A 19,131-nucleotide genomic window follows, 5' to 3' on the forward strand; every position below is an offset into this window, starting at 1 on the left:
CTCAATAAAAGATACGCCATTTTCATCAAACACAATTGAAAAAGCCAAGAACATTAGCAACATGTTCTTGGCTGGAAATGAATTTCATTCATTAATCATTCTTGAAGTAGAAACGAGTCAATTCAAGTGCATCGTTTTCCATGATCAATTGACCATATTCAGATAAAACCTCTGGCGTCACTGATGTCCGTTGGGCAAATTCCATCAAATAAGAAAGTGCATTTTCCACTTCGATATCAGTAACCTCTGCATCCATGAATCGAATTTCAATATAATAATGGTTACCCATTTGGTAAAGATTGGTTGCAACGGAATCCAAATATACTTCGGATGCCAATTGAATCATATCTTCGAATCGCAACAACTCGAATACAAAACGATTGCCGATGTCTTCTGCTTGCTCTGACTCTTGTAATTGAGCCGCCACATGCTTTTTCAACATGTCGGTAATGTCTTCATTCGCCTCATCGTTCATCTCATCAAAATTTTCCATTCCTTCTGGTGGAAGATTTTTGCTAATAAACAATTCTAACCCATCGCCTTTAGGCAAGACTTGGAAAGTTACAGCTTCACTGCCCTTAAATTCTTCGTCAATATCAACCTCTTCAAGAATACTGTAAAAGAAGTTTTCAATTTCATTGTGATTTCCTAGAAGGTCAAGAAAAGTGATGCCTCTCGCAGCTAAGTCTTCACTTTTGATCAATACACGAATGGTGTTCTCATTGATATGTTCCATTTCCATATTAGCTACACCTCACTTTTGCTACTCACTATAGGTTCATTGTATCGAAACCTGATAAAAAGTAAAGAGAAAACGAATATCCTCTTAAGAAAAACGTAAAAACTCAAAAAAAGACTCACTTTCAAAGAGAAAGCGAGTCGATGAAGTCAAATTTATAATCCTGCCATTAATTGCGCTTGTCTTAGTTCCAGTTGGCGAACATCCCGAGGTAAGAACCGACGAATTTCATCTTCGTTAAACCCAACTTGTAATCGTTTTTCATCAATCATGATCGGACGACGCAATAATCCTGGGTTTTCTTGAACAAGTGTCAATAAATCTTTTAGGGGCAGGTCATCTAGATCCATATTCAACTTTTGGAATACTTTGGATCTGGTGGAAATAATTTCTTCTGTGCCATCTTCTGTCATTTGTAGAATTGCCTTAAGCTCAGAAATATTTAACGGTTCTGAAAAAATATTTCTTTCAACAAAAGGGATTTCGTGCTCTTGTAACCACGCACGAGCTTTGCGACAAGATGTGCAACTTGGGGAAGTGTATAGTGTCAACAACGTGCATCTCTCCTTTTTAATTTTCAATCAAGCAAGTCCTGTTCCCTCGCTTGATTTCAATTATACAGGTTTAACTAAAAAAAATCTAGTCTAAATCTCATATTTTTTAATAAAACTCGAAAGTTATATTAAAAGCGAAACCTTTAAGGCAAAAGGTTTCATACAAAAAGTTTATTTCTAAATGAGAAAACTCAAATTTTTTTTTAATATTACTTCTTTTATACAACAGTGTGTCAAAGGTGTATCAAAAAGATGTCAGAATATTAAAATATTCTTTTAATAGAAGGCAACGTTTTTTAATTCCCCTTCGACAATTACAGATGTAATCAAAAAATGAGAGAAAAACCAAGGCCATCGCTCAATCGTTTTCAAAAGAACTTTTTCACGATCCTTCCTTTGCCGAGAAACGATCGCGCTACAATGAAAATGGATGTTATTTTTTTGTACGAGTAATCGCAACCGCTCTCTTTCTTCTTGGTTTTATTGTATCACATTCCTTTTTAATCAGAAAACCATAGAAGCATTTCTGTCATAATCTGCTATAAAACAGCAGCAGAAATGAACATCTGCTTATAAATGAAAAGGGTTTCTCACAAAAAACTCAGTAAAAAACGATCAATCCAAGAAGACAGCCAATTTGTTGCTTGGTCACTGACAAAGCATAATAGACTGTACTATTCTTGAACTGATCGTTTATCATGTCTTTCTTCTAAGCGAGTGTTGGTTCTCGGTCACGAGCGAATTGAGCATCATGCAATGCACGATAATGCCCTTTTCTCGCCATCAACTCTTCATGGGTTCCTTCTTCTAAGATCCCCTTCTCACTAACGACAATGATTCGTGTCGCATGTTTGATCGTCGCGAGGCGATGGGCAATGATCAAGGTTGTACGCCCATCTGCCAAAGAATTCAATGATTCTTGGATCACTTGTTCCGTTTCGGTATCTAACGCTGAAGTTGCTTCATCTAGAATCAAAATCGGTGGGTTTTTCAAGAACATCCGAGCAATCGCTACTCGCTGCTTTTGGCCACCAGATAATTTGACGCCTCGTTCACCGATGACCGTATCCAAGCCATCCGTCATTTGATCAATGACTTTTTCTAAGTGTGCCAATTTGACTGCCTTTAAAATCTCCTCTTCTGTTGCATCAAGTTTGCCATAAGCAATATTTTCTCGAATCGTTCCTGGGAAAAGAAAAACATCTTGCTGCACCGTACCAATCTGCTGACGTAAAGATGCCAAGGTCATCTCCTGAATATTGATGCCATCGATCGTAATGGCGCCTTCCGTGACTTCATAAAACCGCGGCAACAAGTTGCATAACGTTGTTTTCCCTGAACCACTTTGTCCAACGAAGGCGATCGTCTCACCCGCTTTGATCGACAAGTCGATGTGATTCAAGACTTTCGTCGCATCCGCATAGGAAAAAGAAACATCATGGTAGACGATGTCTCCTTTTAAGGAAGTTACTGCCCGTGCCCCTGGCTTGTCTTTGATCGTCGGTTCTTTATCCAACTCTTCGGTCAAGCGTTTGAAGCCAGCGATGCCTTTCGGATAGCTTTCGATCATCGTATTAACCTTCTCGATTGGTCTAACAAAGACATTTGACAATAAGATAAACCCTACGAACTGACCGTTCGTCAGTTCACCACGAATCACATAGTAGGCACCAAAGATCAGAGCAAACAAGTTGATCAACCGAATCAAGAAATAATTGTACGCTGAACTGATTGCCATTACCTTATAAAAAAGGATCTTAGACTGCCGATAAATCTCACTTAACCCGTCAAAGCGTTTATGTTCAAACGTTTCATTGGCAAATGATTGTGTCACTCGAATGCCACTGACAGATGCTTCCACTCCGGCGTTGAACTCACCGAGATTATCATAGATCTGTGTGTTGACTTTGGTCATTTTCTTATTGAAAAAAACCAAGGCGATCGTGATCAAGGGAATCAACGCAAATGTTGCCACAGCTAATTGAACATGCATATTTAACATCAATAGGAATGAACCGACCAAAGTCATGATGGTAATAAAAACATCTTCTGGACCATGGTGAGCGACTTCAGAAATCTCAAAGAGATCCGTAGTCAAACGACTGATCAGCTTGCCGGTCTTTTGATTATCATAATATTCAAAAGATTGCGTTTGCAGATGTCGAAATAACTCTTGACGCATATCAGTTTCAATATTGACCCCAAGTTTATGACCATAAAAAACCACGATATATTGCAACACAGTATTGATCACATAAAACAAGAACAAGCCTAAGCATGCCAACAGTATTAGGCGAAAGTTGTTCTGGGGCATGATCTTATCGATTACTTGGTTGACGGCAACTGGAAAGGCTAGTTCCAATAAACCAGCAAATACCGCACAAGTAAAGTCGAGTATAAATAGTGACCGATACGGTCGATAATAACGAAAAAACCTTTTTAACACATTTCCCCCTCCTCAATAGCTTTCATTATAAGCAACTCTCAGTAGAAATGCAAAATGAGAAACATGTGAAAATGGGTAAAATTCACTATAATTTTGAAAACCTATAAAGACGCGGATTTCTAAAAACAGTAAATAAAACCTTTATTTTACAGGGATTTCCCTCTTTTTTTTACAGGAATAATGGCTTATGATTGATTCGAAAACAAACTGAAAATTTTCACTAACTCTGAAAGGCGTGTCTTTTTTGATCACTAGTATTCTTTTTGATGTCGATGATACCTTATATGACCAGCAACAACCATTTCGCAATGCCGTAACCTCTTGTTTCCCACAAATAGCCCACAAAGATTTAACTGCTCTTTACTTACGGTTTCGGGTGCACAGTGATGAGCAGTTTGGACGGGTATTGGCAAATGAATGGACGCTAGATCATTTTCGCTATTTTCGACTGACGCATTCATTAACCGATTTAGGGTACTTACCTATTACAATGGAAGAAAGCTGTAAATTTCAGCTGTGTTATGAACAAGAACTAGATGCCATCACGCTGCATCCTGAAGTTGAGTCAACTTTGAACTATTTGTCCACATTGCCAGTCAAACTAGGAATTATTACCAATGGTCCCACTGACCACCAGCAAAAAAAATTGGATCAGTTACAACTGACTCGATGGATCAAACCAGAGCATATGATCATTTCACAAGCAACTGGTTATCAAAAGCCCCAACTAGAAATTTTCCAATTGGCAGAAACCGCCTTTGCTCTTGATCCAGAAACGACACTGTACGTTGGTGATAATTTTGATAATGACGTGGTTGGCTGTAAGAAAGCCGGTTGGCAAGCTTTGTGGTTCAATCATCGTCTCCGTCAGGCCCCTAATGGATTGGAAGACTTACCAGATGTGTCGATCACCGCTTTTTCACAGCTGCAAGACAGTATTGACACACTGATGCAAGTACCTGCTTACATGTATAACTAAAAAAAGATGGACCTTCGCTCCTGCGGCAGGTCCATCTTTTTGATTGGCTAACTTTCTTCGCCGATACTCAATATCAAGCGAATATCTTCTTCTGTCATTTGTTGAAGCTGTGTTTCATTGCCTTGGATCACTTTTTGGAAAAGCTCACGTTTTTCTTGTTGCAACGCATCCATTCGTTCTTCAATGGTTCCTTCAGCAATCATTCGCCAGACTTCGACAACATTTTTTTGACCGATCCGATGGGCTCGTCCAGCGGCTTGTTCTTCCACCGCCGGGTTCCACCACAAATCGTATAAGATCACGGTGTCTGCGCCGGTCAGATTCAGTCCTGTTCCTCCTGCTTTTAACGAGATCAAGAAGACGTCCTTTTCTCCACTATTGAAGGCATCGACCATCGTCAAACGATCTTGCGGCGGTGTGCTGCCTCGCAAGTAAAAGGACTCAAACCCTTCTTGTGCTAGCTCTTCTTCAATGATCGAAAGCATGCTAGTAAACTGAGAAAATAGCAGCACACGACGCCCATTTTCTTTGGCTGCTAAAAGTAAATCTTTGACCTGTTCAAGTTTCCCAGAAGACCCTTCATAATCCTCCACGAATAATCGTGGGTCACAACAGATTTGCCGCAGTCGAGTCAAACCAGCTAAGATACTGATTCGATTTTTACGGAAAGACGTAGAATCCATTTGCGCGATTTCTTCCCGCATTTGCCGCAAGTACGCCAAATAGATTTTCTTTTGTTCTTCTGTAAGGACACTGTAATAATTTGTCTCCAATTTTTGCGGCAAATCATGCAGCACGGATTTTTTGTCTCTTCGCAAAATAAAGGGTTTGATCATTTTCGCAATTTCTTGCGTGGACAGTTCCTTAAATTTCTGCTTGTTTGGGAAAAAGCCCGGCATGATCATTTGGAACAAAGACCACAACTCTTCCAAATTGTTCTCGATCGGTGTGCCACTGAGGGCGAACCGCTGCGGAACTTCCAAGGATCGCAAGGCCTGTGCCGTTTTGGTCGCACTGTTTTTGACCATTTGCGCTTCATCTAAAATCAAACAAGTCAGATCTAGTGCTTGATAGGCATCAATGTCTTGCCGCAAGCTTGCATAAGAAGTGATGCGGACGTCCGCTGGTTGCGCCATCTGCCCTTCGCGCTCTTCTTTCGTTCCGCTGATGACAGACGCGGAAATCGTCGGCGCAAAACGTTTGATTTCTTGCTGCCAGTTGAATGTTAGACTCGCCGGTGCCACGATCAATGCATTCAATTTTTGTTTCTCTTGTTTTTCTGAAAGTAAATAGCTGATCGTCTGAACGGTCTTCCCTAACCCCATTTCATCGGCAAGGATACCGCCAAATTGATAGTGGCTCAACATTTTTAACCAACGGAAGCCAACTTCTTGGTATTGCCGCAACTCAGCATGCAAGTTTTCTGGCAGCTGCGCCTCAAAGTTTTCTGGATGGATCAAGTCTTCCGTCATTTGCTGAAAACCGGCGCTAAAGCTGGCTTGATCAGCAAACTGCTCTTGCAGGAGCAGCCCTTGATTCAAAGGAACTTGGATCGCCCCATCCTTCGCTTCAAGTGAAAGACGCAATTTTTTCAGGGCAGCACTTGCTTCTTGAAACTCTTCCGATTCCAATGAAAGGACTTGCCCATTTTCAGTGGTATAAAATTGTGCAGACTGTAACAGGCTGCGCAAGACCTCATTGATCTCTGACTCTTGAATGCCGCTGACATCAAACTTGATATCCAACCAAGAACCATTTTCTTCGATAACGATTTCTGGTCGATGGTGTTGGGCGTCAAGGTAAAGTTCCCGCAGCTTCTTGCCGATACGGACTTCACCTAATTGCCTTAAAACAGGGATCTCCCTTGTAAAAAAGGTATAAAGTTGTTCCCCCGCAGGTAAGCTTTTTTGCCAATTTTTAGTGCTCGCTTGATAGCCAAAGGTTTCAATAATCGCTTCAATTCGTGCTTCTTGTTGAAAATCACGTAAAATCTCGGGATGATTTTCTGGCATATAGTGATGTTTTTCATCACTTGAAAAAACGACTTCTCCATAAGTGAAGTCTACTTGTAAATCGACTTGTCCTTTGATTTTCCGTAACGAAAAGACGGCTTTCAATTCAGACTCTTCGATTTCATTTTGAACTTCTGGTGCTACTTGGACACGCCCGATTTTTCGCAAATAAGGCAATACTTTCATAAAGAGATTCGCTAGTTCTTCTTTCGGATAGTCGATGACTGGCTGTTCAAATCGTTTAAACAACTGCTGCATCGTGACATAGATTTCCTTTTGTTCGACAGTCAGTTCATAAAAGGTTCCATCCAGCAGACCCCAATTATAATAGCTAAGTAAATGGTCAAAATCTTTCACGAATTCCAGCGGAAAATGATCCTCCTGTTTTGTGACTGAAAACGACAAAGGTTCACCGATTTGAAAATCGGCTTCATTGACTTTTGTTTCACCAATGGTTATTTGCGTATAGACTTCGTTTAACTGTAACAACAATTCTTTGCCGAACTCAACTGGTAGCAGCAAATACTTTTTGTCAAGTTTACCACTGATCTGAATGCCTGCTTGCCCGATTAACTGTTGCGTTTGCGCGATTCCTGCCAATCGATTCAACAAGGCTCGATTTTTCTCATCAAAGGCATCCGCAGATAGAAAGAAGGTCTGCTGCTTATTCGCTGCGTACTGCTTGTTTTCTTGGTACATCTGCAAAAATTTATAAATGTTTTTAACGACATAGGTGCGTGCGGTACCACGATGGCCGACTTTGAGGGAAATCCCTAAGATATCCATTTCTTGATGGTAAGGATTGGTGGCGATGGTATCTATCCGAAATTCAACCTGTAATGGTTGGCTCGTTTCTTTTTCGCTCCCTAAGCGGGCAAAGCCATTGGAAAACATCTCTGAAGCAGAAAAGGCTTTTTTGATGGGGGTTTGTTCATTGATTTTTCGTGCTTTTCCTTGTTTGCGTAAATAGAGTTCGACGGCCACCGTATGTTTGCAATAATGGTGCTCTTCCCAATAAGGACATTGGCAATAATCCACTTCTTTGGCAGTAGCATCCAAAGTAACTAAATACAATTCTGTTCCTAGTACTTCTGCGTGCCACACATTTTTCTCTTTATCCGGTGTGACAGACAAGACACGACCTTCATTAACGTAGGTTCTACCTCGCTCGATTACTTTTTCTGGAATACTCCACTTCATAAGAGCCCTCCTCTCCTTATTCTTTTATTCGGATCCGGCTTTGCCCGCTGCCGTTAGTCTCTACGAAAACTTGTTGCATGATTCTTGCCCGCAATTCTCGAACATGACTGATGATTCCAATCATGCGACCTTCATTTTCGATCATTTCTAATGCTTCCATCGCCATTTCCAATGATTCTTCATCAAGCGAGCCAAAGCCTTCATCGATGAAGAGTGCTTCGATCTCAATCCCGCCAGCTCGTTGCTGGATCACATCTGCCAAAGAGATCGCCAACGCTAAGGCTGCAATAAAGCTTTCGCCACCTGACAGCGTATGGGCTCTTCTGACTTGACCGGCATTATCGTCATAGATATCGATCTCTAATCCTGTTGAGCTCCGATAGCTCCCGACTTTATCTGCTAATTCAAATTGATAACGGCCGCGGGTCAAACGGGCCAAGCGTTCGTTGGCGACTTCTAAGATCTCCGTCAAAAATTGCTGTAGTACATACCGTTCCAAACTGGTTTTTTTGACGTTTTCACCATTGATGGTTTCTGCTAATTGCTGAAGTTGGCCTAATTGGGCAAGTTCTTCGACATTTTTCTGATAAATGACTTGCAACTCGTCAAACAACCGTTGATTGCCATTGACTTTCTCCTGTTTGCGGACTGTTTCTTGCTGCAATTCCTCCATCACAGTTTGCAACTGAAGATAGGCCGTTTCCAATTGGTTTAAATCTATCGTAGCTTGCTCTTTTAACTGCGCATCTAACAATGCTAGCCGCTGCTGAACAAACGCCGTTTCTTGCTCATAGGTTTTGATTTCTTCTGAGAGAACGGTTGTTTGAGGGGCTTGGGCAATCAAGTCCCGCATCGTTTCTTCAGTCATACCAGCTTCTTGGAGTCGCTGCGTCAGTCGTTGTTCTGCTTTTGTCTTAGCCGCTTGCTTTTCTTCACAAAATTGCTGCAGATTTTTCAGCTTCTCTGATAGGATCGCTTGTTGCTCGTTTATCTGCGCTTCTTGTCGGGCATCCGCCTCGATTTGTTGCGTATATTCCATTAGTAAACCATTGGTTTCTCCTAAATCAGCTTGTAATTGTTCATACGTTGCGCCGGCAAGTTGTTCCTGCAAAGAAGCCAATTTCCCCTCCGCAAGCTGGCGCGCTTCTTGAGCTTTTTTCACTTGCTCACTGACTTGCTGATAGGACTCATTGAATGTTGCTAGCTGCTCATTTACTGCCTGATGTTTCTTCTGCGCTTCTTCATAAGAAGCGGCTTTTTGTTGATTAAACGATTGCCGTTTCTTTAGTTCCGCTACCGTCGTTTCCTCGGTAATCGCCTCTTGGTTTTCTATCGGCTGCAAGGCAGCAAATGCCTGTTGAACTGCAGTCCAAGCGAATGCCACTTGCTTCTGCGCAGCAGCACTGGTGGCTTGCCATTCGCTGATTCGCAATGTGGCTTGCTCCTGCAGCGTTTGATTTGCCGATACTTGCTGTTGGATCTTCGTCAATTTTTCTTGTGTTTGCTCAAGTCTTTGCTCACTGGCAATGATGTCTTCGATGCGATAGGTCGTGTGCTCCTGTGTATTCGGATGATCCAAGGATCCGCAAACCGGACAGGGTTCATTTTCTTCCAGTAAAAGGCGAAGCCGAGCAATTTGCATTCGAGCATTTTGACTGGTCTCTTGTTTTAGCGTTTTTTGCAGCTCCAGCAAGGATGCTGTCAATTGCTGTTGTTCAAGGACTAACTCCGAATGAATTTGTTGCTGTTCCCCTGCTTTTTGCTCGGCTTCATGAAACAGCATTTTTGCCTGCTGCCATTTTTCTACCTGAGCCTGCGTTTCTACCAATTTCACCGCTTCTGCTTGAAACCCTCGCAAGGTATCGATTTCTTCTGCAAGATGCTGTGCTTGCGTTTTGGCACGTGCTTGCGCTTGATTTATTTTCGTTAACTCGATGGTCTGTTGTTGTGCGGCTTTTTCAAGCTGCGCCACTTCCTCTTGCTGGGCTTGTGTGCGCTGTGCTAGCGGGATCTGCTGCTGGATTCGTTGAACTTTTTGACTAGCAGCTTCCTGTTTTTTCTTGATGCCGTCAATCAACAATCGTTGGTCTTGCCAGCTTATTTGTTGCTGCTGAATTTCTTGCAGTTGCTGCTTTGTTTCGTTGATTTGCTGAGCAGCTTGCTGTGCTTCTTTCACTCGTTCTTCTTTTTGCTGCATGATTTCTTGATGTTCAAGCGCCCACACCAACTGGTTCAACTGGGCTTTTTTCTGAGCGATCTCGGTTTTTTTAGCATGCAACTCTCGGGCTTTTTCTTGTAGACCTTGCCTTTCGATCCGCGCATTTTCGATTTCTTTTGCACGGTAAAAAGCCTCTTGCGCAGCTTTCATTTCTTGCATTGTCTGGTCTTTTCTCTGCAATAACTGCTGAAGTTGAATCTGTTGTTTTTCTAAATCTTGCCCCCACAAAGTCAGACATTCCGCAACCGTTAAAACTTCCTGCTCTTCTTCCCATTCAAAACGCTCCATGATCTGCGAAGCGACTAGTTGCTGATGTTCAAGCTTTCTGCTTTGCGCTTTGACCTGCTCTTTTAGCCATTCATTAAATTGCTGGTACATTTCCGTACCAAATAGATTTCGCAAAACGCGTTCTTTCTCATTACTGCTAGCAATCAGAAAATTACGAAATTCTCCTTGCGGCAACATCATGATTTGAAAAAACTGTTTGGCATCCAGTTGCAGCAGATCCTTGATAAACGCATCAACCTCTGTCCGTTTACTGATCTGCTTTTTCTCTTTGCCATCTGCGTCAAAAATCGTCAATTGAACTTTTGCCGTTTGGTTGGTGACCCCGTCACCACGTTTTTTTGCTAACGTTTGTTCCGGTTTCCGTTGGATCTGGTAGGTAAAACGCTGATGTTCAAAAGTAAACGTGACGCTGGTCTCTTCGGTTGGTGAAGCAAACATCGAACGCATTTCTTTGCCTGAACGCAGATTCCCCGATGTTTCACCAAATAAGGCAAATGTCATTCCATCGAAAATCGTCGTTTTTCCTGCACCAGTTTTACCGCTGATCAAAAACAACCCGCCAGCTTGCAGCTGACTGAAATCCAATTTTTCATCGATGAATGGCCCAAAATTTTTCATTTGTAAAGACTTTGGTTGCATGACTATTCCCTCTTTTCCACGACAAATGCTTCATTTAACCCTTGTTCGATCCATTTGGTTTGTGAATCGAGCAATGAATCTCCTGTCATCTCTTGAAAGAAATGACTGATCAAAGTCTGTGGATCGGTTTCTCGTGTCGTTAATTGTCTTTTTTTTGTCTGTTCCCGTCCATTCAACCGTTCGACAGATAAAATAAACGGATAAATTTTTCGCAACTGATTCATCATATTTGGGATCACAGCACGATCCGTCAGCAGAAAATGCCAAAACGCCTCACGATCCAGATCACGGTAAAAAACCGGATCGATCAACTCCTCAAAGGACGCCGTCAGCTGCTGGATATCCCTTTTTGGTGTCAGCGGAATAAATTCATTGGTATCTTTTACGGTATCAACAAGATAGATCCCTTTTTGGTTCGTCCGTTCAGAAAGAGAAAATTTCAGCGGTGAGCCGCTGTAGCCGATTTTCGGATGTTTCAGAGCCGTATTGGCATGTAAATGGCCTAAAACCACCCGATCAAAAGGTGCAAAAGCGGTGGTCGGCACACTGTCCAATCCGCCAACTTGAATTTTCGTTTCAGAATCCGTTTGGCTAGCGCCCGCCACAAAAAAATGGGTCACTAACACTTGTTTTTTTGACGAATCAAAGTGCTTGGTCATCTCCTCAATCACTCTTTGGACACTATCTGAAATTTTCATTAACGGTTCGTCAAAAAATATCCGGGCCTCGATCGGTTCGAAATAAGGCAGTAAAAAGAATTGTGTATCGTCAAACTCAACCGATTGTAAACTTTGTTCGATGCTAGTGGACAGATAAAAACGTGTTTGTTGAAACCACTGACTGCCGGTTTCTAGCCGCGTTGGGCTATCATGGTTTCCTGAGATAGCCAATAATGGCAGTTCATTCGTTAAATTGATTTCAGCGATTTTTTCATTTAGTAATTTGACTGCATCAACAGCAGGAACAGAACGATCATAAAGGTCCCCCGCAATGACGATGGCATCGGCTTTTTCTTCTAAAGCGATCGCAATGATTTGATCGATAATTGCTCGCTGGTCCTCCAGCAGATCATAGCCATGTAGTTTTTTTCCGATGTGCCAATCAGCTGTATGTATAAAGCGCATTTCTTCACCTTCTTAAAAAATATCCTTCCAACCATTATACCACTTTCCCTGATCGTTAGACATCTCTCTGCCAGCGAAATTTCACTTACCACCCATTTTTGATAAAAAGAGCGAACGCCTGACATCATTATGTTGAAATGTTTTTTCAATTATAAATTTATATCTTGAAATATAATTACACTTCATTTACAATGAGTGTGAAATCGAATTCAACAATCGCTTTCATCACTATTCTAAAAGAAAGGAGAAACGCTATGCTTGCAATAGGACTAATGTCAGGAACCAGTTTGGATGGGATCGACGCTGCTTTAGTAAAAATCAATGGCTGCGGCACCGAAACAGACGTACAGCTGATGGAAATGGTCACACTACCCATTGGTGAAGAATTGAAGGAACGAATAAAAACCGCTTGTGATCCGGTGGAATCAAATGTTCCCCTCATCTGCCAATTAAATACTGAATTAGGATATCAATTTTTGAAAGCGTGTCAAATCCTCTGCCAAAAAGCTGGTATTGAAGAAAAAAGCATTGATTTTGTTGCCAGCCACGGACAAACGATCTGGCACTCCCCCGATTCTGATCCAGCGAAAAACAGCACCTTGCAAATTGGCGAACCTTCGATTATCGCTTATGGCTTACAAACGAAAGTCGTCGCCGATTTTCGAGTGATGGATATGGCTGCTGGCGGTCAAGGCGCCCCTCTTGTTCCTTATACAGATTATCTGCTCTATCAATCAGACACCAAAAATCGTTTGCTGCAAAATATTGGCGGCATCGGCAATGTTACTGTACTACCAAAAAGTGGCAGCTTAAACGAGCTGTATGCCTTTGATACAGGTCCCGGAAACATGGTCATCGATGAATTAATGGTTCAGCTATTCGATCAGCCTTATGATGCGTTTGGTGAAACAGCCCGTGCGGGAGCAATTATACCAGCCTTGCAAAAGGAATTAAGAACTCATTTTTATTTGTCCCAGCAACCGCCGAAAAGCACCGGGCGTGAGCTTTTTGGAAAACAATTCGTGCAGCAGTTATTGACCAAGTATCCCGAAGCAGCACCTGAAGACTTGGTGAGGACTTTGACCGATTTCACCGCTTTTTCCATTGCTGACAGTTACCAACGGTTCATTTTTCCTCAGTTGGGAACAAACGATCTAGAAGTGATTCTCTCGGGGGGCGGTGCCCACAATCATCTGCTGATTGAGCTGATCCAAGGCTATTTACCAGAATCAGTAGCCGTTGGAACACAAGATGACATTGGCGGTTCGAACGATGCCAAAGAAGCGGTGGCTTTTGCCATCTTAGGAAATGAAACCCTTCACAGCCGTGTCAACAATGCCCCTGCAGCAACCGGGGCAGCCCAAGGCGTGATTTTAGGGAAAATCATTCCGAATCCATGGGAAGCAAAAATGTAAAACACCTTAGGAGGATAAACCATGTTAGATAAATTCACTCAATTCATCGAGCGCCATTTGGCAGGACCGATGGAAAAACTTGGCAGCCAGCGTCACTTGCGGGCGGTTCGTGACGGGATCGTTTCAACCTTGCCATTGATCATCGTCAGTTCGTTCTTTATGATTTTAGCCTTTCCACCGCTGCCTCAAAGTTGGGGCATCTATCAATTCTTGTCTAGCAATGCCACAACGATCTTATTGCCTTATCGAATGACGATGTACATTATGAGCTTGTATGCGGCATTCGGGATCGGATACAGTCTTTCTCGCTCTTATAAGCTTGATGGTCTTTCTGGCGGGATCCTAGCTACGACCGCCTTCTTACTGACCTTCACCCCTGTCAATATCCCAGCAGAAGCCTTGGATGCTGCTGGAACGGTCGGCTTTGTCTTGCCAATGGCCAATTTAGGGAGTGCTGGTATGTTCGTGGCGATCATCACCTCGATTCTTGCCGTTGAAATCTATCGGTTAACGGACAAATCGAAATTTAAAATCACGATGCCAGAACAAGTCCCACCTGCAGTCGCTCGCTCTTTCGAAGCCTTAACCCCTACCTTAGTCATTATTTTAGGAATGGGTGCGATCACTTACTATATCGGCTTTGACTGGCACACGATCGTGGCAAAAGTCGTCGATCCTTTAGTCAGTGCCGCAGACACCTTGCCAAGTGTGCTTTTGATCACCTTCTTGACGACCTTCTTCTGGTCATTCGGGATCCATGGTGCTTCTATCGTTGGTTCACTGGCTCGTCCATTATGGTTGCAGTTATTGGAAGGAAATACGACTGCGCTTGCTTCAGGAGATATGATTCCCAATATCGCAGCCGAACCATTTTATCAATGGTTCATCTGGATCGGTGGGGCTGGTTCAACGATTGGTTTGGCTATCTTGTTAGCGTTTCGCACCAAATCGGAATTCGGTTCAAAGCTAGGAAAAACAGCCTTGATCCCAGCTATTTTCAACATCAACGAACCACTGATTTTCGGTACACCGATCGTTTTGAACCCAATCTTGATCCCACCTTTCATCATTGCACCACTGATCAATGGCGTCATTGCGTGGGTCGCTACCTCAGCTGGTTTAGTCAATGCAGTTACGGTCAATGCCCCTTGGACATTGCCTGGACCAATTGGCGCTTTCTTAGCGACTGGCGGCGATTGGCGTGCGATCGTGCTGAATGTTCTTTTGATTCTTTTATCGATCCTGATCTATTACCCATTCGTAAAAATCTATGACAAAAACGAATTGGAAAAAGAAAATCAACCAGTCGCACAATAATGTGTAAATAACGGTCGTACGAAGCACCCACCAAGACAAACAGAAGAAGCCTTCCTCAGCAGCTTTTTCCAATGCCAAGAGGTGCTTCGTGCGGTTTTTTAGAAAGAAGGAAAACCATTGAAACGAGAAATTGGCCTTTCGATTTACCCCGACCATAGCGATCCTTTACTGGATCAAGACTATTTAAAAAAAGCTGCTGCCCTTGGTTACTCTCGCTTATTTATGAGTATGCTAGAAGTCAGTGAAGGCAAAGAGACCGTCAGAAAAAAATTCTCTTCGATTATCGGCTTTGCCAAGAACCTTGGCTTTGAAACGATAGTAGATATTTCGCCTGCTGTTTTTAGTGATCTGGCGATCTCTTATGACGATCTTAGCTTCTTTGCAGAATTAGGTGCGGACGGTATCCGCTTGGATCAAGGGTTTGATGGCAATAAAGAAGCCCAGCTGACCTTTAATCCATTTGGCTTGGCGATTGAATTGAACATGAGTAATGATGTGAACTATTTAGAAAATATCCTTTCTTATCAAGCCAATGAACCTTTTTTATATGGCTGCCACAATTTTTACCCCCAACGAGGCACAGGCTTAACGGATACTTTTTTCCGCAGCTGCAGCCAACGTTTTAAAAAATACGGGTTGAAAACAGCCGCCTTCATCACTAGTCAATCAGCCAAAATTGGCCCTTGGGAAGTCAATGATGGCTTACCGACCTTAGAATCTTGTCGAGATTTACCATTGGCGCTGCAAGGGAAACTGCTTTTTGCTTCTGGGTTGATCGATACGGTGATTATTGGCAATGCCTATGCGTCGGATGCAGAGCTGAAAGCTCTGGCGGCGATCGATCGTTACAAGCTGACCTTTGGCGTTCTCGTAGACGCAGACGCCAGCGAAATCGAACGAAGAATATTAGCCGAAACCAATCATTTTCGTCGTGGTGACAGTAATGCGTTAGTCGCTCGTTCCACACAGTCACGGGTGAAGTACCGTCCCATCGAAAACCTCCCTCATACAAACCAAGAACCTTTTGCCTATGGGGACATCGTTATCGGCAATGATACCTTTGGTCAGTACAAAAACGAATTGCAGATCGTTTTGACCCCTCACCAAGACGCCCGAAAAAACAAAGTCGGCGCTATTCCCAAAGAGGAGTTGCCTTTGTTGGAATATTTGAAACCATGGACCAAATTTGCTTTCGAATTGTTGGACTAAATCGTTAGAAAAAAGCCGCTGATCACAAAAGGATCAGCGGCTTTTCTTGCGTATTAATCTTCTCTTTTGGACTCATCGATTTGATAAACAAATGACGGATCGATCGCTTGATCCAGTGTGTCAAATGCACCTTGGATGCGCCGTTCCACTTCCGCCAAGCCCTCTTTGTCCATCTTTTTGATGTCACTGATGTCAATGGGCTCCCCAAAGCGGACAGTCACTCGCTTGCGTTTAAATAAATCCTTTAACGTCAGCGGTCCTTGATAAACAGAGGGAACGATCTTGACTTTGGCCATTTTTGCGATCAACGCCATGCCACCTTTTAAAGCCGTTGCATGTCTGGTACCACTTGGAAACATGATCAAGCTAAGATCGGTTTCCTTCAAGATTTTGACTGGCGTCTTTACCGCACTCGGTCCCGGTTTGTCCCGTTTGACTGGAAAAGCATTGGCATGGATCAAAATGAACCGTAAAATCGGGTTTTTGAACAGCTCTTCTTTCGCCATAAAACTAAATTTCTTTGGCCGAGCAGCCACTGCTAGGTACAATGGATCCCACCAGGTTCGGTGAGGAGCCACTAAAATATAGTTTTCATTTTTAGGTAAAACCTCTTTGTTTTGATAACGAGCATTGCCGTTGATCAAAAATAATACTACGCGAACCACACCGCGCATAAAGCGAAAAAACATACTCATTTTCCTTTCTATTTCTCTCCTATTCAAGTATGCAAAAAAACGGTTTAAATGACAAGCATTTTTTAGCGTTTCCCATTATTCTTAATCGTAGTATAATACATTGAAATGAATTTAGAACAGGAGTATGCTTCATGTTGCAACCGAACGAACGCATCGACCAATTGTATGCCGATGACATCAAGATCATTCAAAGTTCCGAAGTTTTTTCTTTTTCATTAGATGCTGTCTTATTAGCAAATTACGCTAGAGTGCCAAAAAGAGGTGTGATCGTTGACCTTTGTGCAGGGAATGGTGCAGTCGGTTTATTTATCAGCAAAAAAACGACCGCTCATATTTATCAGGTCGAATTACAGGAACGCTTAGCGGATATGGCGCAGCGCAGTATCGAATTAAACGACTTGCAAGACCAGCTGACGGTCTATCCTATGGACTTGAAGGACCTCTTTCAAAAAATCAAACCTGATTCCGTCGATCTTTTGGTCTGCAATCCGCCTTATTTTAAAAATGTACCGACGGCGATCAAAAACCCGAATCCCTATTTTGCGATCGCACGGCACGAGATCACCACAACTTTAGATGAAGTGATCCAAACCGCAAGCAAAGCATTAAAAATGAACGGACGGTTTGCGATGGTTCATCGACCGGATCGCTTTCTTGATATTTTGGACCATATGCGTGCCCATCGAATCGCCCCAAAACGCGTCCGCTTCGTCTATCCGAAAGTAGGCAAAGAGGCAAATATTTTATTGATTGAAGGAATCAAGGATGGTAAGGCGGATGGCTTTAAAATTGATTCCCCTCTCATTACCTATGATGAAACAGGTGCCTATAGTTCAGAAGTGAAGGCGATGCTCTATGGCTGCTGAGAATCATTATTTTTATGTCTTGCGTTGCAACGATCAGTCCTTCTACGGTGGTTATACCACAGATTTGAGTCGCCGCTTATTAGAGCACAACAAAGGGATCGGGGCAAAATATACCCGTCCTGCTAGTCGCAGACCTGTGCAAATGATTCATGCAGAAAGCTTTTCCACTCGCAGTGAAGCCACTCAAGCAGAAGCCGCCTTCAAAAAATTGCCTCGCAAAAAGAAAGAGGACTACCTAATCAGTCATAGGAAAAGCAATGTTATCTGACCAAGCCAAAAAACTACCTGCGCAAGGAAGATTCCTGCTTGAGGAAACTTCCTTGCGTGACTTAGGTAGTTTTCTTTTATGGTTATTCATTCCTATTCGGTAACGCCCATTGGGTTTGACTTTTCCCGAATTCTTTCGGGATCACAGAATCAACGGATTGATACTCGAGGGTTTCTTGGGTCTTTGGAATCGTAATTGCCGTTAAATAGTTGTTGGTTTCGGAATAGAATCCAATTGTTTCAAAGGAAGGATCCGTCAAATGGTATTGAACCCCCTGCAGTTTAGCAGTTGTTTCCTCTTCCACAAATGTCGGTTGATAGCGAGCATAGTAAATCTGGGCGCCCATTTTAAAATATACGGAGTTATGCGCAGAACCAAGATATTCAATCTCCCGTTCCACCGGTATTGCTTGATAGATCCCTAAAGTTTCAATCGCTTCATTGCTTTGGATGCGCTGATAAATTGCTGTAGTATCAGATTCGTAATATTTATAGCCTAGAAACATTTTTTCGCGGTCTCGGATATTCGGTGTGATCAGCGCATTATACGTTTTGAATTCACCATACATTTGATCACCAATAAAAAAACCTAATAGACACGTAACGACTATGCCGCCAAGCAATAGCGTCACTTTCGGGTTGCGGTTTTCTCGATAAAGCAGAACCATCAGGAACCCTAATAACGCAATCAAACCAACCACCATGAGAATTGGTAGGATCACATAGTAAAAACGCTCACTTTGCAGCCATTTTTCGCTCGTCATAAATGCAATCATTTTTTCTTCCCCTTCGATTCCTCCCTGCCCACTGTTTTTCCCTTGGTCAAACAGTAGAAGGATCGTCCTTTCATCCCTTTTCTTGTCAGTGACTCTTACGACGCACAATTCACATGTAAATTCTTATGAAATTAATTTTACCATAAGTATGTATAAAAGATAAGTATTCGTTGGATTGCTTTTCACGACCAGCATCCATTGACAAAAGGAGGGTTTTATCAGATAATATTAATGCTAATCGGGAATGAATGTCTCCCTCAGTTCTTACTGAAACCGCAATTTTGCTAATGACTTCTACCACTTTTTTTAGTGTGTAGTAGTCATTTTTTATTTTCACTCGTTCATCATAGTTGCAAGAGCATTATTCCTATTTTTTTAAAGGATCGT

14 protein-coding genes and 1 riboswitch are annotated in these 19,131 nt (G+C 42.5%); of the genes, 6 read left to right on the plus strand and 8 right to left on the minus strand.

The window, feature by feature from the left end:
- Nucleotides 1-91: 91 nt before the first annotated feature.
- From A5870_RS10260 to A5870_RS10275, 3 genes are all read right to left on the minus strand, one after another.
- On the minus strand, nt 92-742 hold the full coding sequence (locus A5870_RS10260; protein ID WP_005229698.1) for an adaptor protein MecA: 651 nt from the start codon (nt 740-742) through the stop codon (nt 92-94).
- 152 nt (nt 743-894) lie between these two features.
- A complete protein-coding gene (gene spxA, locus A5870_RS10265) occupies nt 895-1,293 on the minus strand; it encodes a transcriptional regulator SpxA (protein ID WP_003127030.1) in 399 nt (132 codons plus the stop codon).
- A 709-nt stretch (nt 1,294-2,002) separates the two neighbouring features.
- Nucleotides 2,003-3,739 carry an ABC transporter ATP-binding protein gene (locus A5870_RS10275; protein WP_034858408.1) on the minus strand — a complete coding sequence of 579 codons (1,737 nt, stop codon included), beginning with the start codon at nt 3,737-3,739 and terminating at the stop codon, nt 2,003-2,005.
- 244 nt (nt 3,740-3,983) lie between these two features.
- Here A5870_RS10275 and A5870_RS10285 point away from each other — a divergent pair, with 244 nt between their 5' ends.
- Nucleotides 3,984-4,718 (plus strand): HAD family hydrolase, encoded by a 735-nt coding sequence (locus A5870_RS10285; RefSeq protein ID WP_086292704.1) that lies wholly within the window; start codon nt 3,984-3,986, stop codon nt 4,716-4,718.
- A gap of 47 nt (nt 4,719-4,765) precedes the next feature.
- Here A5870_RS10285 and A5870_RS10290 read toward each other — a convergent pair whose 3' ends face one another.
- The 3 genes from A5870_RS10290 to A5870_RS10300 are packed head-to-tail and all read right to left on the minus strand — an operon-like array spanning nt 4,766 to nt 12,199.
- Nucleotides 4,766-7,930, minus strand: a complete 3,165-nt coding sequence (locus A5870_RS10290; RefSeq protein WP_086292706.1) for a DEAD/DEAH box helicase — start codon at nt 7,928-7,930, stop codon at nt 4,766-4,768.
- A gap of 16 nt (nt 7,931-7,946) precedes the next feature.
- The gene (locus A5870_RS10295; protein ID WP_086292708.1) at nt 7,947-11,075 is read right to left on the minus strand and encodes an AAA family ATPase; all 3,129 of its coding nucleotides are present in this window, start codon (nt 11,073-11,075) and stop codon (nt 7,947-7,949) included.
- Nucleotides 11,076-11,077: 2 nt separating this feature from the next.
- The gene (locus tag A5870_RS10300; protein ID WP_086292710.1) at nt 11,078-12,199 is read right to left on the minus strand and encodes an exonuclease SbcCD subunit D; all 1,122 of its coding nucleotides are present in this window, start codon (nt 12,197-12,199) and stop codon (nt 11,078-11,080) included.
- Between the two features lie 254 nt (nt 12,200-12,453).
- Here A5870_RS10300 and anmK point away from each other — a divergent pair, with 254 nt between their 5' ends.
- From anmK to A5870_RS10315, 3 genes are all read left to right on the plus strand, one after another.
- Nucleotides 12,454-13,614 carry an anhydro-N-acetylmuramic acid kinase AnmK gene (anmK, locus tag A5870_RS10305; protein ID WP_086292712.1) on the plus strand — a complete coding sequence of 387 codons (1,161 nt, stop codon included), beginning with the start codon at nt 12,454-12,456 and terminating at the stop codon, nt 13,612-13,614.
- 21 nt (nt 13,615-13,635) lie between these two features.
- Nucleotides 13,636-14,931 (plus strand): PTS sugar transporter subunit IIC, encoded by a 1,296-nt coding sequence (locus A5870_RS10310; RefSeq protein ID WP_005229683.1) that lies wholly within the window; start codon nt 13,636-13,638, stop codon nt 14,929-14,931.
- Between the two features lie 117 nt (nt 14,932-15,048).
- Nucleotides 15,049-16,140, plus strand: a complete 1,092-nt coding sequence (locus A5870_RS10315; protein ID WP_086292714.1) for a DUF871 domain-containing protein — start codon at nt 15,049-15,051, stop codon at nt 16,138-16,140.
- A gap of 53 nt (nt 16,141-16,193) precedes the next feature.
- Here A5870_RS10315 and A5870_RS10320 read toward each other — a convergent pair whose 3' ends face one another.
- Nucleotides 16,194-16,829, minus strand: a complete 636-nt coding sequence (locus tag A5870_RS10320) for a lysophospholipid acyltransferase family protein (RefSeq protein WP_005229679.1) — start codon at nt 16,827-16,829, stop codon at nt 16,194-16,196.
- Between the two features lie 137 nt (nt 16,830-16,966).
- Here A5870_RS10320 and A5870_RS10325 point away from each other — a divergent pair, with 137 nt between their 5' ends.
- Both A5870_RS10325 and A5870_RS10330 read left to right on the plus strand, forming a co-directional pair.
- Nucleotides 16,967-17,701: a tRNA1(Val) (adenine(37)-N6)-methyltransferase gene (locus tag A5870_RS10325; RefSeq protein ID WP_086292716.1), complete on the plus strand. Its 735-nt coding sequence runs from the start codon at nt 16,967-16,969 to the stop codon at nt 17,699-17,701.
- The gene (locus A5870_RS10330; protein ID WP_077452529.1) at nt 17,691-17,969 is read left to right on the plus strand and encodes a GIY-YIG nuclease family protein; all 279 of its coding nucleotides are present in this window, start codon (nt 17,691-17,693) and stop codon (nt 17,967-17,969) included. The genes A5870_RS10325 and A5870_RS10330 overlap by 11 nt, the downstream gene beginning before the upstream one ends.
- A gap of 82 nt (nt 17,970-18,051) precedes the next feature.
- On the opposite strand, the gene A5870_RS10335 is transcribed toward A5870_RS10330, so the two are convergent.
- Nucleotides 18,052-18,744 (minus strand): hypothetical protein, encoded by a 693-nt coding sequence (locus tag A5870_RS10335; RefSeq protein ID WP_081119131.1) that lies wholly within the window; start codon nt 18,742-18,744, stop codon nt 18,052-18,054.
- 231 nt (nt 18,745-18,975) lie between these two features.
- A riboswitch (Fluoride riboswitch) is annotated at nt 18,976-19,048 on the plus strand.
- The last annotated feature ends 83 nt before the right edge of the window (nt 19,049-19,131 follow it).

The organism is Enterococcus sp. 2G9_DIV0600, from assembly GCF_002140615.1.
Lineage (GTDB): Bacteria > Bacillota > Bacilli > Lactobacillales > Enterococcaceae > Enterococcus_D > Enterococcus_D innesii.